Annotated in this window: 6 protein-coding genes; 1 reads left to right on the forward strand and 5 read right to left on the reverse strand. The window is 37.4% G+C overall.

Going from position 1 to position 22,259, the window contains the following annotated elements:
• Positions 1–45: 45 nt before the first annotated feature.
• A complete protein-coding gene (locus INR78_RS01955) occupies positions 46–10,947 on the reverse strand; it encodes an SdrD B-like domain-containing protein (RefSeq protein WP_223077257.1) in 10,902 nt (3,633 codons plus the stop codon).
• Between the two features lie 385 nt (positions 10,948–11,332).
• On the opposite strand from INR78_RS01955, the gene INR78_RS01960 reads away from it, so the two are divergent.
• Positions 11,333–12,922 (forward strand): peptide chain release factor 3, encoded by a 1,590-nt coding sequence (locus INR78_RS01960; RefSeq protein WP_223077258.1) that lies wholly within the window; start codon positions 11,333–11,335, stop codon positions 12,920–12,922.
• A gap of 200 nt (positions 12,923–13,122) precedes the next feature.
• Here INR78_RS01960 and INR78_RS01965 read toward each other — a convergent pair whose 3' ends face one another.
• The 4 genes from INR78_RS01965 to rplL all read right to left on the reverse strand — a co-directional run bounded on the left by INR78_RS01965 (position 13,123) and on the right by rplL (position 22,223).
• Positions 13,123–13,443 carry a DUF3467 domain-containing protein gene (locus tag INR78_RS01965; RefSeq protein ID WP_027880460.1) on the reverse strand — a complete coding sequence of 107 codons (321 nt, stop codon included), beginning with the start codon at positions 13,441–13,443 and terminating at the stop codon, positions 13,123–13,125.
• Between the two features lie 89 nt (positions 13,444–13,532).
• On the reverse strand, positions 13,533–17,834 hold the full coding sequence (rpoC, locus tag INR78_RS01970; RefSeq protein WP_223077259.1) for a DNA-directed RNA polymerase subunit beta': 4,302 nt from the start codon (positions 17,832–17,834) through the stop codon (positions 13,533–13,535).
• Between the two features lie 74 nt (positions 17,835–17,908).
• Positions 17,909–21,721: a DNA-directed RNA polymerase subunit beta gene (gene rpoB, locus INR78_RS01975; protein ID WP_223077260.1), complete on the reverse strand. Its 3,813-nt coding sequence runs from the start codon at positions 21,719–21,721 to the stop codon at positions 17,909–17,911.
• A gap of 124 nt (positions 21,722–21,845) precedes the next feature.
• A complete protein-coding gene (rplL, locus tag INR78_RS01980; RefSeq protein ID WP_027880457.1) occupies positions 21,846–22,223 on the reverse strand; it encodes a 50S ribosomal protein L7/L12 in 378 nt (125 codons plus the stop codon).
• Between the last annotated feature and the right edge of the window lie 36 nt (positions 22,224–22,259).

Here is a 22,259-nt window from a genome sequence, read left to right on the forward strand (position 1 = left end):
TTTTAGATAAGAGGCTATTTATAAATAGCCTCTATTACTTATAATTTAACGTTGAATATATAGATATCCTGCTTTAGATTTAGTTTCGGTTCCGTTGTTATATTCAATAACATAGTAATAAGTACCTACTGGCAATTGTTTTTCTGTTTTAATAGTTGCACGTCCATTAGATTCTCCTTTGAAGAATTGTCCGTTTTGACCATATCCTGAAACTTCATAAACAATTACTCCCCATCTGTTATAAATCCTAACAGTGTTTTCTGGATATAATTCTATATTTCTAATAATGAAAACATCATTATCTCCATCCCCGTTTGGTGTTACTGCATTAAATACTTCTAAATCGTCTTCTGAAGGTGAAGCATTATTAAACCCTAAGTAATCTGGTAGTAACTGATCGCCATCACTATCTACTGCATCATCACCAAAACCAACTCCGTCATTATTAGGATCAGGATATTCATCTTCTGTTAATATACCATCTCCATCATCATCAGTATCTAAATAATCTGGTGTTCCATCTTCATCAGAATCGTCGTTAGTTGGGTCTCCATCTCCTTCTGAATCAACTTCTCCATCTGAGTCATCTACATCTCCATAATCTTCATTTATAGTATCAACACCATCTCCGTCATCATCAGGGTCTAACCAGTTTGGTATTCCGTCTCCGTCAGTATCACCGTAAGGTAATTCTGTTCCGTTAGGTACATTATCATTATCACAATCTGCGTCTAACCATGCTTGAGACTGAGGTACATCAGAACTACTTAAATAATCAAAATCACAAGGATCTAATGGATTAGTACCATCTTCTAGCTCTGTTCCGTTGAAATACCCGTCACCATCACAATCTGAAGAAATCCAAGGTTCTGCTTGAGTTTCTGTTACACTTTCTGGATTGTAATCACAAGGATCTGTTGGATCTGTTCCTTCTAAAACTTCAACTGAACTTAAAACACCATCTCCATCTGAATCTCCATCTGGTTCATAAGTAATTGTTACTATCGCTTCATTAGATATATTACCATCATTATCTTGAATAGTGTACGTTATCGGTGTTGGATCTCCGTTAAAACCTGATTCTGGTGTAAATGTAAGTATACCTAATTCATCTATTACCCAAGTTCCTTCTCCTGGTACTACTAACGTATCATTATCTCCATCTCCATCTGTATCAGTTGCTCCTGGTGTTGTTATGCTTACAGAACCTAAATCTAAAGTTCCATCTGGATCAACATCTTGACCATTACCGTTATCGGCTATTATATCTATAACTACTGTAGAGCCAAAAGGATTTAGTAAACTGTCGTCATCTTCTGCTATTGGATTTTGAGTTTCGTAATCAATAGTTACAATAGCTTCGTTAGATACATTTCCATCATTATCTTCTACAGTGTAACTAATTGGTGTTGGGTCATCTGTAAATTCAGATTCAGGGATAAATGTTATCACTCCTGTAGTTGGATCTACTATCCAAGTTCCTTCGCCAGGAACAACTAAAGTGTCATTATAACCGTCTCCATCTGCATCTATAGCTGAAGGATCTGTTAAATTAACAGTAGTTGGATCTATTGTCCCGTTTGGATCAGAATCATTATCTACAACATCTACAGATACATTTGTATTACTTGCTACTCCTGTTACTGTATCATCTATAGCTATCGGAGTACATCCTCCCGCATCTACAAATGGATCACAAGCATCATTTGGATTACTAGTTCCTATTGGAATTAATAATGTGTTTGGATCATCAATTCCTGTTGTCTCTTCACAATCTGTTAAGCCATCTCCATCAGTATCTGTACTATTGATTCCGATTGGATCGCATGGATTGTTTGGATCGAATGGTCCTGATCCATATGTGTTTGGATCTTCTGGTGTGTTTGGATCATCAATTCCTGTTGTTTCCTCACAGTCTGTTAAGCCATCTCCATCAGTATCTGTACTATTGATTCCGATTGGATCACATGGATTGTTTGGATCGAATGGTCCTGGTCCATATGTGTTTGGATCTTCTGGTGTGTTTGGATCATCGATTCCTGTTGTTTCCTCACAATCTGTTAAACCATCACCGTCAGTATCTGTACTATTGATTCCGATTGGATCGCATGGATCTGTTGGATCTGATGGGTTCATCGGATCTACTCCAAATGTTCCTGGATCCAATGGTGTCGATGGATCATCGATTCCTGTTGTCTCCTCACAGTCTGTTAGTCCATCACCATCTGTATCTGTTGTATCTATTCCGATTGGATCACATGGATTTGTTGGATCTGATGGGTTCATTGGATCTACTCCAAATGTTCCTGGATCTAATGGTGTCGATGGATCATCAATTCCTGTTGTCTCTTCACAGTCTGTAAGACCATCTCCATCTGTATCTGTTGTATCTATTCCGATTGGATCACATGGATTTGTTGGATCTGATGGGTTCATTGGATCTACTCCAAATGTTCCTGGATCTAATGGTGTCGATGGATCATCAATTCCTGTTGTCTCTTCACAGTCTGTAAGACCATCTCCATCTGTATCTGTTGTATCGATTCCGATTGGATCACATGGATCTGTTGGATCTGATGGGTTCATCGGATCTACTCCAAATGTTCCTGGATCTAATGGTGTCGATGGATCATCGATTCCTGTTGTCTCCTCACAGTCTGTTAGTCCATCGCCATCTGTATCTGTTGTATCTGGACAAGGTTCTGGTGCATATCCATCATCTGTTGTTGTGTTTGTGCCTTCAACTACGGTTACTGTTTCTGGGTCTGAGCCTGTTGTGGTTAAGGTATCCGTGATGTCTGCTGGTAAGCTAGTCTCATCTACATCTACTGTCGCATCGCCTACTGGAATATCTGTTGCCGTCCAATCTCCATTGGCATCGGTCGTTACTGTTGTTGGGTTACCATCAACATCGGTTACTACAACATCTACGCCTGCGATGCCTGCTTCGCCTGCATCTTGTACGCCATTTCCGTTGGTATCTTCGAATACCGTTCCTGATACATCGCCTACTGCTGGTGCATACCCATCATCGGTAGTTGTGTTTGTGCCTTCTACTACGGTTACCGTCTCTGGATCTGAACCTGTTGTGGTTAAGGTATCTGTAATGTCTGCTGGTAAGCTAGTTTCATCTACATCTACCGTTGCATCGCCTACTGGTATGTCGGTTGCGGTCCAATCTCCATTGGCATCGGTCGTTACTGTTGTTGGGTTACCATCAACATCGGTTACTACAACATCTACGCCTGCGATGCCTGCTTCGCCTGCATCTTGTACGCCATTTCCGTTGGTATCTTCGAATACCGTTCCTGATACATCGCCTACTGCTGGTGCATAGCCATCATCGGTAGTTGTGTTTGTGCCTTCAACTACGGTTACCGTCTCTGGATCTGAGCCTGTCGTGGTTAACGTATCCGTAATGTCTGCTGGTAAGGTTGTTTCATCTACATCTACCGTTGCATCGCCTACTGGTATGTCGGTTGCGGTCCAATCTCCATTGGCATCGGTCGTTACTGTTGTTGGGTTACCATCAACATCGGTTACTACAACATCTACGCCTGCGATGCCTGCTTCGCCTGCATCTTGTACGCCATTTCCGTTGGTATCTTCAAATACTGTTCCTGATACATCGCCTACTGCTGGTGCATAGCCATCATCGGTAGTTGTGTTTGTGCCTTCTACTACGGTTACTGTCTCTGGATCTGAGCCTGTTGTGGTTAATGTATCTGTAATGTCTGCTGGTAAGCTAGTCTCATCTACATCTACTGTCGCATCGCCTACTGGAATGTCGGTTGCCGTCCAATCTCCATTGGCATCTGTGATTACTGTCGTTGGGTTACCATCAACATCGGTTACTACAACATCTACGCCTGCGATACCTGCTTCGCCTGCATCTTGTACGCCGTTGCCATTAGTATCTTCGAATACCGTTCCTGATACATCACCTACTGCTGGTGCATACCCATCATCTGTGGTTGTATTTGTACCTTCTGCTACGGTTACTGTCTCTGGATCTGAGCCTGTTGTGGTTAATGTATCTGTAATGTCTGCTGGTAAGCTAGTCTCATCTACATCTACTGTCGCATCGCCTACTGGAATGTCGGTTGCCGTCCAATCTCCATTGGCATCTGTGATTACTGTCGTTGGGTTACCATCAACATCGGTTACTACAACATCTACGCCTGCGATACCTGCTTCGCCTGCATCTTGTACGCCATTTCCGTTGGTATCTTCGAATACCGTTCCTGATACATCGCCTACTGCTGGTGCATAGCCATCATCGGTAGTTGTGTTTGTGCCTTCAACTACGGTTACCGTCTCTGGATCTGAGCCTGTCGTGGTTAACGTATCCGTAATGTCTGCTGGTAAGGTTGTTTCATCTACATCTACCGTTGCATCGCCTACTGGTATGTCGGTTGCGGTCCAATCTCCATTGGCATCGGTCGTTACTGTTGTTGGGTTACCATCAACATCGGTTACTACAACATCTACGCCTGCGATGCCTGCTTCGCCTGCATCTTGTACGCCATTTCCGTTGGTATCTTCAAATACTGTTCCTGATACATCGCCTACTGCTGGTGCATAGCCATCATCGGTAGTTGTGTTTGTGCCTTCTACTACGGTTACTGTCTCTGGATCTGAGCCTGTTGTGGTTAAGGTATCTGTAATATCTGCTGGTAAGGTCGTTTCATCTACATCTACCGTTGCATCGCCTACTGGAATGTCGGTTGCGGTCCAGTCTCCATTGGCATCGGTCGTTACTGTCGTTGGATTATTATCTACATCGGTTATAGTTACTGTAACTCCTGAGATACCTGCTTCGCCTGCATCTTGTACGCCGTTGCCGTTAGTATCTTCAAATACCGTTCCGCTTAAGTCGCCTACTGCTGGCGCATATCCATCATCAGTGGTTGTATTTGCTCCTTCTGCTACGGTTACCGTCTCTGGATCTGAGCCTGTTGTGGTTAATGTATCTGTAATGTCTGCTGGTAAGCTAGTTTCATCTACATCTACTGTAGCATCTCCTACTGGAATGTCGGTTGCGGTCCAATCTCCATTGGCATCGGTGGTTACTGTCGTTGGGTTACCATCAACATCGGTGATGATTACTTCTACACCTGCGATTCCTGCTTCGCCTGCATCTTGTACACCGTTGCCGTTAGTATCTTCGAATACCGTTCCGCTTAAGTCGCCTAATGCTGGTGCATACCCATCATCGGTGGTTGTGTTTGTACCTTCTACTACGGTTACTGTCTCTGGATCTGAGCCTGTTGTGGTTAAGGTATCTGTAATGTCTGCTGGTAAGGTCGTTTCATCTACATCTACTGTAGCATCGCCTACTGGAATGTCGGTTGCCGTCCAATCTCCATTGGCATCGGTCGTTACTGTCGTTGGGTTACCATCAACATCGGTGATGATTACTTCTACACCTGCGATTCCTGCTTCGCCTGCATCTTGTACACCGTTGCCGTTGGTATCTTCGAATACCGTTCCGCTTAAGTCGCCTAATGCTGGTGCATACCCATCATCGGTAGTTGTGTTTGTGCCTTCTGCTACGGTTACTGTCTCTGGATCTGAGCCTGTTGTGGTTAAGGTATCCGTGATGTCTGCTGGTAAGCTAGTCTCATCTACATCTACTGTCGCATCGCCTACTGGAATGTCGGTTGCCGTCCAATCTCCATTGGCATCGGTGGTTACTGTTGTTGGGTTACCATCAACATCGGTGATGATTACTTCTACACCTGCGATACCTGCTTCGCCTGCATCTTGTACACCGTTTCCGTTAGTGTCTTCGAAAACCGTTCCGCTTAAGTCGCCTACTGCTGGTGCATAGCCATCATCGGTAGTTGTGTTTGTGCCTTCTGCTACGGTTACTGTCTCTGGATCTGAGCCTGTTGTGGTTAAGGTATCCGTGATGTCTGCTGGTAAGCTAGTCTCATCTACATCTACTGTCGCATCGCCTACTGGAATGTCGGTTGCCGTCCAATCTCCATTGGCATCGGTGGTTACTGTTGTTGGGTTACCATCAACATCGGTGATGATTACTTCTACACCTGCGATACCTGCTTCGCCTGCATCTTGTACACCGTTTCCGTTAGTGTCTTCGAATACCGTTCCTGATACATCGCCTACTGCTGGTGCATACCCATCATCGGTAGTTGTGTTTGTGCCTTCTGCTACGGTTACTGTCTCTGGATCTGAGCCTGTTGTGGTTAACGTATCTGTAATGTCTGCTGGTAATGTTGTTTCATCTACATCTACTGTCGCATCACCTACTGGAATGTCGGTTGCGGTCCAATCTCCATTGGCATCGGTCGTTACTGTCGTTGGGTTACCATCAACATCGGTTACAGTTACAGTAACTCCTGCGATACCTGCTTCGCCTGCATCTTGTACACCGCTGCCGTTGGTATCTTCGAATACCGTTCCTGATACATCGCCTACTGCTGGTGCATAGCCATCATCGGTAGTTGTGTTTGTGCCTTCAACTACGGTTACCGTCTCTGGATCTGAGCCTGTCGTGGTTAACGTATCCGTAATGTCTGCTGGTAAGGTTGTTTCATCTACATCTACCGTTGCATCGCCTACTGGTATGTCGGTTGCGGTCCAATCTCCATTGGCATCGGTCGTTACTGTTGTTGGGTTACCATCAACATCGGTTACTACAACATCTACGCCTGCGATGCCTGCTTCGCCTGCATCTTGTACGCCATTTCCGTTGGTATCTTCAAATACTGTTCCTGATACATCGCCTACTGCTGGTGCATAGCCATCATCGGTAGTTGTGTTTGTGCCTTCTACTACGGTTACTGTTTCTGGATCTGAGCCTGTTGTGGTTAATGTATCTGTAATGTCTGCTGGTAAGCTAGTCTCATCTACATCTACTGTCGCATCGCCTACTGGAATGTCGGTTGCCGTCCAATCTCCATTGGCATCTGTGATTACTGTCGTTGGGTTACCATCAACATCGGTTACTACAACATCTACGCCTGCGATACCTGCTTCGCCTGCATCTTGTACGCCGTTGCCATTAGTATCTTCGAATACCGTTCCTGATACATCACCTACTGCTGGTGCATACCCATCATCTGTGGTTGTATTTGTACCTTCTGCTACGGTTACTGTTTCTGGATCTGAGCCTGTTGTGGTTAAGGTATCCGTAATGTCTGCTGGTAAGCTAGTTTCATCTACATCTACTGTAGCATCGCCTACTGGAATGTCGGTTGCCGTCCAATCTCCATTGGCATCGGTCGTTACTGTTGTTGGGTTACCATCAACATCGGTTACGACAACATCTACACCTGCGATGCCTGCTTCGCCTGCATCTTGTACGCCGTTGCCATTAGTGTCTTCGAATACCGTTCCGCTTAAGTCGCCTACTGCTGGTGCATAGCCATCATCGGTAGTTGTGTTTGTGCCTTCAACTACGGTTACCGTCTCTGGATCTGAGCCTGTTGTGGTTAAGGTATCTGTAATGTCTGCTGGTAAGCTAGTTTCATCTACATCTACCGTTGCATCGCCTACTGGTATGTCGGTTGCGGTCCAATCTCCATTGGCATCGGTCGTTACTGTTGTTGGGTTACCATCAACATCGGTTACTACAACATCTACGCCTGCGATGCCTGCTTCGCCTGCATCTTGTACGCCGTTGCCATTAGTGTCTTCGAATACCGTTCCGCTTAAGTCGCCTACTGCTGGTGCATAGCCATCATCGGTAGTTGTGTTTGTGCCTTCAACTACGGTTACCGTCTCTGGATCTGAGCCTGTTGTGGTTAAGGTATCTGTAATGTCTGCTGGTAAGCTAGTTTCATCTACATCTACTGTAGCATCGCCTACTGGAATGTCGGTTGCCGTCCAATCTCCATTGGCATCGGTCGTTACTGTTGTTGGGTTACCATCAACATCTGTTACTACTACATCTACGCCTGCTATTCCATCTTCTCCTGCATCTTGTACGCCGTTGCCGTTAGTATCTTCAAATACCGTTCCGCTTAAGTCGCCTAAACAAGAGTTTATATTATCATCTAAAGAACTACCTATATTCTGTCCTCCTGAAACTGAATCAGGAACTCCATTTGAATCAACACTTCCTAATATTTCACCTTGAGTATTAACGCTTGAAGATGTAATAGAAGCGTCACCTTCAATAGCATCAAAACATCCATCTGCATCTGAATCATTATCTAAATTATTTGGTATTGTATCTGAATCTGTGTCTAATGGTAGACAATAAATTAACTCATAAATTTGTAGCGTTACATTTCCTGCATTTCCATTATTTTTACCAACATAAATTTTAATTTCATCTAAAGGACCTTGTACTGAAACTTGTATGCTATTATTAGGAGCATTATTGCCACCTGCTGTACTAAATATTGTTTGATTTACAATTTGTCCGTTTGCACCAAGATTTATATCCGTAAGAGTTACGGGTACATTTGAACCGGCATTAGTAGCTTGAAAATCTACTCTATCTGCATTATCAAGACCTCCATATTTAAAATTAAGATTGTAAATAGGCTCTGAAAAAGTTAAAGTGTAAACACCTTTATCTCCAACAGAAAAATCAGTATTGCTTACTTGTGTATTTATATATGCTCCATCTACACCTGCAACTGTTTGACTAGAAACACCAGATGCCCATGTTGTGTTACCTTCTATTTGATATGTGAATGTTGCACTAGCTGTACCATAATTATAAATATTATTTACAACTCCTGGATTTGAAGTATTATCTGAGAACGTTTGCCCCAATGGTACAAACGTTGGAGAGCAATTAAGCTCTAAAGTATCAATTATACCATCATTATCATCATCATTATCACAAAAGTCTGATATATTATCATTGTCTGAATTTGTATTTCCTGAAGCTGAAGCATTACATTGATCTACACATAAACTAACTCCATCTGTGGCTTGAATATAAGTTACTAGATAATCTGGAGTACCATCATTTCCTGGATCAACAGTTGGAGACAATCCATCTGCATCGCCACTTAAGTCTGTAAATTGAAAATTTGGGCTTGTATCTGTTGTTGCATTAGATTCGTATGCATCAGAGCATCCATCTCCATCAGTATCTAAATCAAACTGATTAATTATTCCGTCTCCATCTAAATCATACTGATCACTTATACCATCTCCATTGGCATCTATAAAACCTGAAAAATCAGGATCGAAGTAATTAGCAGCACCATCTCCATCTTCATCTGCTAATGGATCTTCATTATTATTCTCTGTAACATCTAAAACTCCATCATTATCATCATCAATGTCAGCATTATCTAAAATTCCGTCATTATCATTATCACATAAAGGAATTTCAATTGACGATGGAGTTGTAGATCTTGTTGATCCATAAAACCAAGTATTAATCACACGAGTGTTTCCAAAGTCATCACATAAAACGGCATTAGTATTATTACCGCCTTGGCTAATAGCAGGTACAGAATCGTCTGGATTACTTGAACTCCATGCGTGAGCAGGTCCAAAAGTACCATCTAATAGACCTTCTCTGCTAAATGCAGGATTTACTGTTGTTATATTATTTAAAGCATTACTACCTCCTGCTACATTACATCCAGTTCCGTCGTTAGTAACCGTAACAGCTCTATCATCCCAAAATATTTGTTTACTTCCTGCTGTTGGAGCAATCCCATTAATACTTAAACCATTAATATTTAATTCGGCATCAATCATAGGGACATTAGTACGTCCTATATATGATACAACCGTTATAGTTGTTGCATTTGTTGTTACTGGGTTACCTAAACCATCATTACCATCCCATGGAATTAATTTTTGACCTGGTGTATTTTCATAAACTTCAATTAAAACATCTTCTGTCCCTGATTGATAACCAGCCACACCATTAAAGTCTAAAATTATAGCTGTATCTTGAGGTAATATTAATGTTATTGGTATAAAGTAATTACCAGGACAACCTAAAATTTTGTCTGCAACTACAGGGTTTGGCTCAATACTAGGTATAAACACATTTTGATCTGGTTCTGTAATAAAGACTTGATAACCATTATCAAGATTTACTGGAGTTCCTAAACCATATGTTTGCGATCTTCTTGTTGTTAAGAAGTCATTCGACATATCGTCATCATCATTGACTACTCCAAATCTATTCATTGCTAATTGGTAACCAAATGGTCTGAATCCTGGTTCAAACTGAACTTGTACTATTACTTGATCATCTGTATACGCATAAAAATCTCCTTCAAAAGAAGCCGCGTCTGAAGGGTTAGGAACATTTGGTGTAGTCCCATTATTGTCAGCATCTTCAACTCTATATGTAATAAAACTCCATTTTCTTGACCATATTCTTCCCTCTACTTGGTTATTTGAAGCATCAGAAATAGTAAAATCAAAATACGGTAAAAAATTAATTCCTCCAGGAGCAGTATTAACAGCAGTTGCTCCTCCATCATTACTAGAATAAAGTTCAATGTAATAATCACCATTTGCTGATGGATTAAATGTTATAGGATTATAACCTGCAGGTGTTGCACCTCCGATATTTGGTCCTGCAACAGCAGAAGCATAATTTGGTATATAACCTGCAGCCGTACCATTGTTTGTAAACAAAGTAGCAGGTGTTTGCGGGACACCTGCTGCGTTAAATATTCTATAATAAAAGTTGGTTAACAAAGGATTATTTCCTCCTGCATACGAATTTCTTATTCTTGCCTGAACTCCAAAATAAAGATTCTCTACCGATGCATCAGCTATAGTAAAATAAAGTCTTTCTGTTTCAGGAGCTCCTAAGTATGGACCAACACTACCAGCATCTGTTCTTATATAAATTGCTGTACCATTTGTTGAATTTGGCATTACTTGTTTAGTTCCGTCTGCTAAAACAGATGACACAAACATTAAAGAAAAAGCACAAAAAAGGGCTATTAACTTAATTCTTTTGGAGAAAGTAAAAATGTTCATAATTTATATGAATAATGTTAAGAATATTATAATACTATATAAAACCCATAAACTAAATTTAATTAAACTAAACTTTAGTTACAGGCGCTCTGTTACTCTAAAAAAATAACAATCAGTCATTTACACATATTAAATTACCCTAAGGGAAGGTAATTGCACAATGCTAAATTATGTTGTTTTTGTTAAATAAACCTTAAAATGTTCTAAACAAATATCATTTTTCGACGAAATGCAATTTTCTGTCTACCAAAAGAAATTTCCCAAAATATGAATGATTAGTCAAGAAGTTTTAGTTCTACTTTACTCAAACATCCTTTACTATTAACAAAGATTGACATATTAAAATGCAAATAATAACTATATATTTGCGAAAATTAAATTTTCAATGAAGTTTACAGAAGAAATCAACAGAAGAAGGACCTTTGGTATTATCTCTCATCCTGATGCAGGTAAAACTACACTTACAGAAAAACTATTACTTTTTGGTGGTGCTATTCAAGAAGCAGGAGCTGTAAAAAGCAATAAAATTAAAAAAGGAGCTACAAGTGATTTTATGGAAATTGAACGCCAAAGAGGTATATCTGTAGCAACTTCTGTATTAGCTTTTGAGTACAATGGTATCAAAATTAATATTTTAGATACACCAGGTCACAAAGACTTTGCAGAAGATACTTACCGTACATTAACTGCTGTAGATAGCGTTATTGTTGTAATTGATGTCGCTAAAGGTGTTGAGGAACAAACAGAAAAATTAGTTGAAGTATGTAGAATGCGTAATATACCAATGATTGTTTTTATCAATAAATTAGATCGAGAAGGTAAAGATGCGTTTGAATTATTAGATGAAATAGAACAAAAACTTAAATTAAAAGTCACTCCGTTAAGCTTCCCAATTGGTATGGGTTATGAGTTTAAAGGCATCTACAATATTTGGGAACAGAATATCAATCTTTTTAGTGGTGATAACCGTAAAAACATTGAAGAAACTATAGAAATTTCAGATATAAATTCTACTGAAATCAATAAGTTGATTGGAGATAATTCTGCCGAAACATTAAGAGAAGAATTAGAGCTTGTAGAAGGGATTTATCCTGATTTTGATAGAGATGAATATCTTAACGGACAACTTCAACCTGTATTTTTTGGATCTGCTTTAAATAACTTTGGTGTTAGAGAATTACTAGATTGTTTTGTAGATATAGCGCCAAAACCTAGAGCAAAAAACAGTGAAGAACGCTTAGTTAAACCAGATGAGAAGCAATTTACCGGTTTTGTCTTTAAAATTCATGCTAATATGGACCCTAAGCATAGAGACCGACTTGCATTTATAAAAATTGTTTCGGGTGAGTTTAAGAGAAATACTCCATACCTACACGTTAGAAATAATAAGAAAATGAAATTTTCTAGCCCTAATGCCTTTTTTGCTGAAAAAAAAGAAATTGTAGATGTTTCTTATCCTGGTGATATTGTAGGATTACACGATACAGGAAACTTTAAAATTGGCGATACACTAACAGAAGGAGAAATTATAAACTATAAAGGAATACCAAGCTTTTCTCCAGAACATTTTAGATATATCAATAACGCAGACCCATTAAAATCCAAACAATTGTATAAGGGTATAGATCAATTAATGGATGAAGGTGTTGCTCAATTATTTACATTAGAATTAAACGGAAGAAAAGTAATCGGTACCGTTGGAGCACTTCAATATGAGGTTATTCAATACAGATTAGAGCACGAATATGGGGCAAAATGTACCTATGAAAATTTAAATGTGTACAAAGCTTGTTGGGTAGATCCTGAAGATCCTAAAAATGATGAATACAAAGATTTCTTAAGAGTTAAGCAACGTTTTCTTGCAAAAGATAAGCATGGGCAACTAGTGTTTTTAGCAGACTCTGCTTTTTCTCTTCAAATGACAGAACAAAAATACCCAAGTATTAAATTTCATTATGTCTCAGAATTTAAATAACTAAAAAATCAATTTTAAGCCATTTTAAACAGCTTTTAATTAAAAATACATATAAATACACTCTGATTTTTAATTTCAACATAAAAACCTCATTAAAAAAACTTGAAATTTTCAAATAGATAATCTAAATTTATTAAAAATTCGATGAAAAATAACAAAAATCTATAAATAATAAATCCCATCTAAAAGATGGGATTTTTTTATGCTTGACCTGTTGGACCAAAATTTAATGGAATTGGTGGTTGCTCATAATCTTTAATTTCTCCATGAGCTTTTTCAAATCTATTTACATTATCACCTAAAGCTTTTAATAATCGTTTAGCATGTTGTGGTGTTAATATAATTCTAGATTTTACTTTACTTTTTGGCGTACCTGGCATAATGCTTACAAAATCAATTACAAATTCTGATACTGAATGATTTATTATTGCAAGATTAGAATAGGTTCCTTCTGCAACTTTTTCATCTAACTCAATATTAATTTGTCCTTGTTTTTGCTTATTGTCTTTATTGTCTGACATGTTATTTTCTTTTAAATAAAGAATCCTGCACAAGGCAGGATTCTTATAATTATTATAATTTATTTTAAATGATGTTTTATTTTAAGCAATTAGTTAAAGTTAACCTCTTGTTTAGCTTTCATCATTTGATCAAATTCTTCTTTAGATCCAACTATAATGTTATCATAAGATCTCATACCTGTTCCTGCTGGTATACGATGACCTACAATTACATTTTCTTTAAGACCTTCTAAAGTATCAACTTTTCCGCTTACTGCTGCTTCATTAAGAACTTTTGTTGTTTCTTGGAACGATGCTGCTGAAATAAACGACTTAGTTTGAAGAGATGCTCTTGTAATACCTTGTAAGATAGGTGTTGCTGTAGCAGGTCTAGCGTCTCTAGCTACAACTAACTTTTTATCTTCACGTTTAAGTATAGAATTTTCGTCTCTTAATTGGAAAGCAGAAACTATCTGACCTTCTTTTAAGTTTGAAGAATCTCCTGCATCTTCAACTACTTTCATTCCAAAGATTTCATCATTTTCTTCTATGAAATCTGATTTATGAATTAGTTGGTTTTCTAAGAATACAGTATCTCCAGAGTCAATAATTCTAACTTTACGCATCATTTGTCTTACAACAACCTCAAAATGCTTATCATTAATTTTTACTCCTTGTAAACGGTAAACTTCTTGTACTTCATTAACTAAGTATTGTTGTACTGCAGAAGGACCTTTAATATTTAATATATCGTTAGGTGTTACAGAACCATCAGATAAAGGCATACCTGCTTTTACAAAGTCATTTTCTTGTACTAAGATTTGGTTAGATAATTTAACCAAGTACTTCTTAATATCTCCTAATTTAGACTCTACAATAATCTCGCGGTTACCTCTTTTAATTTTACCAAAAGATACAACTCCATCAATTTCACTAACAACAGCTGGGTTAGAAGGGTTACGAGCTTCGAATAATTCTGTTACACGTGGTAAACCTCCTGTAATATCACCTGCTTTAGCAGATTTACGTGGTATCTTAACTAAGATTTTCCCAACCTTAATCTTATCTCCATCGTCAATCATAATGTGTGCTCCTACTGGTAAGTTGTAAGAACGGATTGCTTCTCCCTTACTATCTTCTATAATAAGAGTAGGTATTAATTTTTTGTTTCTTGATTCAGAAATTACTTTTTCTTGGAAACCTGTTTGCTCATCAATTTCTACTTGATAAGTAACACCTTGCTCGATATTTTCATATCTTACTTTTCCAGCAAATTCTGAGATAATTACTCCGTTATATGGATCCCAAGAACAAACAACATCTCCTTTACTTAACTTATCTCCACTCTTAACAAAGATATGTGACCCATAAGGGATATTGTTAGTACTTAAAACAATACCTGTCTTTTTATCTACTAATTTAAGTTCTGATGTACGAGAGATTACAACATCTACTTCGTTACCTTCATTATCAGTACCTTTTACTGTTTTAAGGTCATCAATTTCGGCAACACCATCGAACTTAACTATTAATTTATTTTCTTCTGAAATGTTTCCTGCAATACCTCCTACGTGGAAAGTACGAAGTGTTAACTGTGTTCCTGGCTCTCCAATAGACTGAGCTGCTACAACACCTACAGCTTCACCACGTTGAACCATTTTGTTGGTTGCTAGGTTACGACCGTAACATTGTGCACAAATACCTTTCTTAGCCTCACATGTTAATGGTGAACGTACTTCTATAGACTCTATAGGTGATTTTTCTATTTTATCAGCAATTGTTTCGTCAATTAATTGACCAGCTTCTACTAATACTTCTTCTGTTAATGGATCATAAACATCATTTAATGATACACGTCCAACAATTCTTTCACCTAAACTTTCTACAACTTCGTCATTCTTTTTAAGTGGTGCAACTTCTACACCTCTTAAAGTACCACAATCTTCACTATTTACAATAACGTCTTGAGATACATCCACTAAACGACGAGTTAAGTAACCTGCATCGGCTGTTTTAAGTGCGGTATCGGCAAGACCTTTACGAGCACCGTGAGTAGAGATAAAGTATTCTAAAATTGAAAGTCCTTCTTTAAAGTTAGAAAGAATTGGGTTTTCAATAATCTCTCCACCACCAGCGTTAGATTTTTTAGGCTTAGCCATTAATCCACGCATACCGGTTAACTGACGAATTTGCTCTTTAGATCCACGAGCTCCAGAATCAAGCATCATGTATACAGAGTTAAACCCTTGTTGGTCTTCTCTAATACGTTTCATAGATAATTCTGTTAACTCGGCATTGGTAGATGTCCACTCATCAATTACTTGATTATAACGTTCGTTATTAGTAATTAATCCCATGTTATAGTTACCAGTAATAACATCTACTTTTTTGTTAGCAGCATCAATCATTGATTGCTTTTCTGCAGGAATAATGATATCTCCTAAACTGAAAGATAAACCACCTCTAAAGGCAAAGTTGTATCCTAAAGTTTTAATTTCATCTAAGAACTGAGCTGTTTCTGGTACACTAGTAACTTTTAGGATATTACCAATAATATCTCTTAAAGCTTTCTTTGTTAATACCGTATTTATATAACCTGCAGCAGCTGGTACTTTTTCATTAAAAAGTACACGACCAACTGTAGTTTCAATAATTTGTGGTACTAACTCTCCGTTTTCATTAAAATCGATTGCTCTAACTTTAATTCCTGCGTTTAAGTCAACACGCTTTTCATTGTAAGCAATAGTCACTTCTTCTGCTGAATAAAAAGTTAAACCTTCTCCTTTTATTTGAACTTCTGGAGTAGATTTACGCTCTTTAGTCATATAATATAAACCAAGAACCATATCCTGAGATGGTACAGTAACTGGCGAACCGTTTGCAGGGTTTAAGATATTATGAGACGCTAACATAAGTAATTGCGCTTCAAGAATAGCTTCTGGACCTAATGGTAAGTGAACCGCCATTTGATCACCATCAAAATCGGCATTAAATGCAGTACACACTAATGGGTGTAACTGTATAGCTTTACCTTCTATTAATTTAGGTTGGAAAGCTTGAATACCAAGTCTGTGAAGCGTAGGAGCACGGTTTAAAAGTACTGGATGTCCTTTTAAAACATTTTCTAAAATATCCCATACTACTGGCTCTTTTTTATCTATAATTTTCTTTGCAGACTTTACAGTTTTTACAATTCCTCTCTCAATTAATTTTCTAATTACGAAAGGCTTGTATAACTCTGCTGCCATATTTTTAGGAAGACCACATTCAAATAATTTTAATTCTGGTCCTACAACAATTACAGAACGTGCTGAATAATCTACACGTTTACCAAGTAAGTTTTGACGGAAACGTCCTTGCTTACCTTTTAAAGAATCTGATAAAGATTTTAATGGTCTGTTAGAGTCTGTTTTTACAGCAGAAGATTTACGTGTGTTATCAAATAATGAATCTACAGATTCTTGTAACATACGTTTCTCATTACGTAAAATTACTTCAGGAGCTTTAATTTCTACTAATCGCTTTAAACGGTTGTTACGTATAATTACACGACGGTATAAATCATTTAAATCTGAAGTTGCAAAACGTCCTCCATCTAATGGTACTAATGGTCTTAATTCTGGTGGAATTACTGGTACCACCTTCATTATCATCCATTCTGGACGATTTTCTCTATTTTCATTAGATTCACGTAAAGCTTCAACAACTTGTAAACGTTTTAAAGCTTCTGTCTTACGTTGTTTAGAAGTTTCATTATTTGCTTTATGTCTTAACTCATAAGATAAAGCATCTAAGTCTATTCTTGATAATAATTCTATTAAACACTCTGCTCCCATTTTAGCTATAAACTTATTAGGGTCTGTGTCTTCTAAATAGTTATTATCTTGAGGAAGTGTTTCTAAAATATTTAAATACTCTTCTTCTGTTAAGAAGTCCATTTTTTGTAATGGTTCTCCTTCTTCATTTTTAGCATTACCTGGTTGAATTACTACGTAACGTTCGTAGTAAATAATCATGTCTAATTTTTTAGATGGTAATCCTAATAAATATCCTATTTTATTAGGTAAAGAACGGAAGTACCAAATGTGAGCTACTGGTACTACTAAATTAATGTGCCCTACACGGTCACGACGTACTTTCTTTTCTGTTACTTCTACACCACATCGGTCACATACAATACCTTTGTAACGAATACGTTTATATTTACCACAAGCACACTCGTAATCCTTTACAGGACCAAAAATACGCTCGCAAAATAAACCATCTCTTTCTGGTTTATGAGTACGATAATTGATAGTTTCTGGTTTTAAAACTTCACCTCTAGATTCTGCTAAAATAGACTCTGGTGATGCTAAACCAATTGAGATTTTATTAAATCTCTTTACTGTATTCTTATCTTGTTTTCTAGCCATAATTTCTTATAGTATTCAGTCTCCAGCTTTCAGTATGTAGATAAACTACATACTGATTACTGACTACTATTTTTTTATTCTTCTAATCTAATGTCTAACCCTAAACCTTTTAATTCGTGCATTAATACGTTAAAAGATTCTGGTAATCCTGGTTCTGGCATAGCTTCTCCTTTTACGATTGCCTCGTAAGTTTTAGCTCTTCCGACCACGTCATCAGATTTTACTGTCAAGATTTCTCTTAGTGTACTAGATGCACCATATGCCTCTAGTGCCCAAACTTCCATCTCTCCAAAACGCTGACCTCCAAATTGTGCTTTACCACCTAATGGTTGTTGTGTAATTAAAGAGTAAGGTCCGATAGAACGTGCATGCATCTTATCATCAACCATGTGACCTAACTTAAGCATATAGATTACACCAACTGTTGCTGGTTGGTCAAAACGGTCTCCAGTTCCTCCATCATATAAATATGTATGTCCAAATCTTGGGATACCTGCTTCGTCTGTAAGCTCATTAATTTGATCTAATGTAGCACCATCAAAGATTGGTGTAGCAAACTTTTTACCTAAATCTTGCCCAGCCCAACCAAGTACTGTTTCATAAATCTGACCAATGTTCATACGAGAAGGTACACCTAATGGGTTAAGAACGATATCAACAGGTGTTCCATCTTCTAAGAAAGGCATATCTTCTTGACGTACAATACGTGCAACAATACCTTTGTTACCATGTCGTCCTGCCATCTTATCTCCTACTTTAAGTTTACGCTTTTTGGCGATGTAAACTTTAGCAAGCTTGATAATTCCTGATGGAAGTTCATCTCCAACAGAAATAGTAAACTTCTCTCTTCTTAACGCACCTTGTAAATCATTCTCCTTAATCTTGTAGTTATGGATTAAGTCTGCAACTAATTTATTAGTATGCTCATCTGTTGTCCATGTACCACTTGTTAAGTGAGTATAGTCATCAACAGCGTTTAACATTTTAAGAGTAAACTTTTTACCTTTAGGTAAAACTTCTTCTCCTAAATCATTGTATATACCTTGAGATGTTTTTCCTCCAACAATTGTAAAAAGTTTATCAACTAGAACAGATTGTAACTCATCAAATTTAGTAGCATATAACGTTTCTAATTTTGCTATATCCTCTTTGTCTTGAGCTCTTTTACGCTTGTCTTTAATTGCTCTAGAGAACAACTTCTTATTAATTACAACACCGTGTAATGAAGGTGATGCTTTTAGAGAAGCATCTTTTACATCTCCAGCTTTATCACCAAAAATAGCACGTAAAAGTTTTTCTTCTGGAGTTGGATCAGATTCACCTTTAGGAGTAATTTTACCTATTAATATATCTCCAGGTTTAACTTCTGCTCCAACACGAATCATACCGTTTTCATCTAAGTCTTTAGTAGCCTCTTCTGAAACATTTGGTATGTCATTAGTTAACTCTTCATTACCTAGTTTTGTATCTCTTACTTCTAAAGAATATTCATCAATATGTATAGATGTAAATATATCTTCACGAACTACCTTTTCAGAAATCACAATCGCATCCTCAAAGTTATACCCTTTCCAAGGCATAAAGGCAACTTTCATGTTTCTACCTAAAGCTAATTCTCCTTTTTCAGTTGCATAACCTTCACTTAGTACTTGACCTTTAACAACTTTATCTCCCTTTCTTACGATTGGTTTTAAGTTAATTGAAGTACCTTGGTTAGTTTTTCTAAACTTGATTAAAGGATAAGACTTAACATCACTATCAAAACTTACTTTTGCTTCGTCTTCTGTACGTTCGTATTTAATTACAATTTCGTTAGCGTCTACATATTCTACAATACCATTTCCTTCTGCATTAATTAATACACGAGAGTCTGATGCTACTTGCTTTTCAAGACCTGTACCTACGATAGGAGATTGAGGTCTTAATAATGGTACTGCTTGACGCATCATGTTTGATCCCATTAATGCACGGTTGGCATCATCGTGCTCTAAAAATGGAATTAAAGATGCTGAAATTGAAGAAATCTGGTTAGGCGCGACATCTGTATAATGGATTTCTTTTGGATCCATTACTGGGAAATCTCCTTCCATACGAGCAATTACTTTGTCGTGAAGGATCTTACCATTGTCATCAACTTTTACAGTTGCTTGAGCGATTAATTTTTCTTCTTCTTCTTCTGCACTTAAATATATTGGATCTCCTTTAATATCTACTACTCCGTCTTCAACTTTTCTGTAAGGCGTTTCAATGAATCCCATAGAATTCACCTTTGCATATACAGAAAGTGATGAAATTAATCCAATGTTTGGACCTTCAGGAGTTTCAATAGGACAAAGTCTTCCGTAATGTGTGTAGTGAACGTCACGTACCTCGAAACCTGCTCTCTCTCGAGATAAACCACCTGGTCCTAATGCAGATAAACGACGTTTGTGAGTAATCTCTGCTAATGGGTTTGTTTGATCCATAAACTGAGATAACTGGTTTGTACCAAAGAATGAATTAATTACTGAAGATAACGTCTTAGCATTAATTAAGTCTATTGGTGTAAACACTTCGTTATCACGTACATTCATACGCTCACGAATGGTACGAGCCATACGTGCTAAACCAACACCAAACTGAGATGATAATTGCTCTCCTACTGTACGTACACGACGATTTGATAAGTGATCAATATCATCAATCTCTGCTTTAGAGTTGATTAACTCGATTAAATATTTAATAATGGTAATGATATCTTCTTTAGTAAGAACTTGTTTGTCCATACCAATATCAAGACCTAATTTTTTGTTCATTCTATAACGACCTACTTCACCTAAAGAGTAACGTTGGTCAGAGAAGAATAATTTGTCAATAATACCACGTGCAGTTTCCTCATCTGGCGGTTCTGCATTACGTAATTGACGGTAAATATGTTCAACAGCTTCTTTTTCAGAATTTGTTGGATCTTTTTGAAGTGTATTATGAATAATAGCGTAATCTCCTTGTTGGGATGTTTCTTTATGTAAAAGAATAGTTTTTACTCCAACTTCAAGGATTTCTTCTATATTATCTTTATCTAATTCTGTATCACGATCTAAAACAATTTCGTTACGCTCAATAGAAACAACTTCTCCTGTATCTTCATCAACGAAATCTTCATGCCATGTATTAAGTACACGTGCTGCTAACTTACGTCCTAAAACTTTTTTAAGTCCAGATTTAGAAACTTTAACTTCTTCTGCAAGATCAAAAATTTCTAATATATCTTTATCACGCTCAAAACCGATAGCTCTAAAAAGAGTAGTTACAGGTAACTTTTTCTTTCTATCGATGTACGCATACATTACTTGGTTAATATCTGTTGCAAATTCAATCCAAGAACCTTTAAAAGGTATAACTCTTGCTGAATATAATTTTGTTCCATTGGCATGGAAAGATTGACCAAAGAACACACCTGGCGATCTGTGTAATTGAGATACTACTACACGTTCTGCTCCGTTGATAACAAATGTACCACTAGGAGTCATGTAAGGTATTGTTCCTAAATACACATCTTGAACTATGGTTTCAAAATCTTCATGTTCAGGATCTGTACAATATAACTTTAACCTTGCTTTTAAAGGAACGCTATAAGTTAATCCTCTTTCTATACACTCTTCAATAGTGTATCTTGGTGGATCTATAAAGTAATCTAAAAATTCTAAAACAAATTGATTACGTGTGTCTGTAATTGGAAAGTTTTCTAGGAAGGTGTTATATAAACCTTCATCACCTCTTTCTTCAGATTTAGTTTCTAACTGGAAAAAATCCTGAAAGGATTTAATCTGAATATCCATAAAGTCTGGGTATTCAGTTCTATTTATAATAGAAGAGAAATTTAATCTTTCAGCTTGTGTTACTAACATCAATGGACGAAATTTTGATTAAAAAAAAATGTTTGTATATAGTTAATCACTATATACGACAAATGGTTTAGGTCTAAGAGACAACTCTCCAGACCTAAACCTTTGTAAAATTTAAGTGCTAAGCTTACTTAAGCTCAACCTCTGCTCCTGCTTCTTCTAATGAAGATTTTAAGCCTTCAGCTTCGTCTTTAGAAACTCCTTCTTTGATGTTACTTGGTGCACCATCAACTAATTCTTTAGCTTCTTTTAATCCTAAACCAGTTAATTCTTTAACTAATTTAACAACTGCAAGCTTAGATGCTCCAGCTGCTTTAAGAACTACGTCGAATTCTGTTTTTTCTTCAGCAGCTTCTGCTCCACCAGCAGCAGCACCACCAGCAACAGCTACTGCAGCAGCAGCAGGCTCTATACCGTATTCATCTTTTAAAATAGTAGCTAACTCGTTTACTTCTTTAACTGTTAAGTTAACTAATTGTTCTGCGAAATCTTTTAAATCTGCCATTTTTCTATCGTTTTAATAATTTTTTAATTTAATATA

This window comes from Mesoflavibacter sp. SCSIO 43206, assembly GCF_019904215.1.
In the GTDB taxonomy this organism is placed as follows: domain Bacteria; phylum Bacteroidota; class Bacteroidia; order Flavobacteriales; family Flavobacteriaceae; genus Mesoflavibacter; species Mesoflavibacter zeaxanthinifaciens.

Excerpts from the sequence above, each read along its gene's own strand:
- rpoB (WP_223077260.1), bottom strand. The coding sequence starts at position 21,721 with ATGTTAGTAACACAAGCTGAAAGATTAAATTTCTCTTCTATTATAAAT.
- INR78_RS01965 (WP_027880460.1), bottom strand. The coding sequence starts at position 13,443 with ATGTCAGACAATAAAGACAATAAGCAAAAACAAGGACAAATTAATATT.
- INR78_RS01955 (WP_223077257.1), bottom strand. The coding sequence starts at position 10,947 with ATGAACATTTTTACTTTCTCCAAAAGAATTAAGTTAATAGCCCTTTTT.
- rpoC (WP_223077259.1), bottom strand. The coding sequence starts at position 17,834 with ATGGCTAGAAAACAAGATAAGAATACAGTAAAGAGATTTAATAAAATC.
- rplL (WP_027880457.1), bottom strand. The coding sequence starts at position 22,223 with ATGGCAGATTTAAAAGATTTCGCAGAACAATTAGTTAACTTAACAGTT.
- INR78_RS01960 (WP_223077258.1), top strand. The coding sequence starts at position 11,333 with ATGAAGTTTACAGAAGAAATCAACAGAAGAAGGACCTTTGGTATTATC.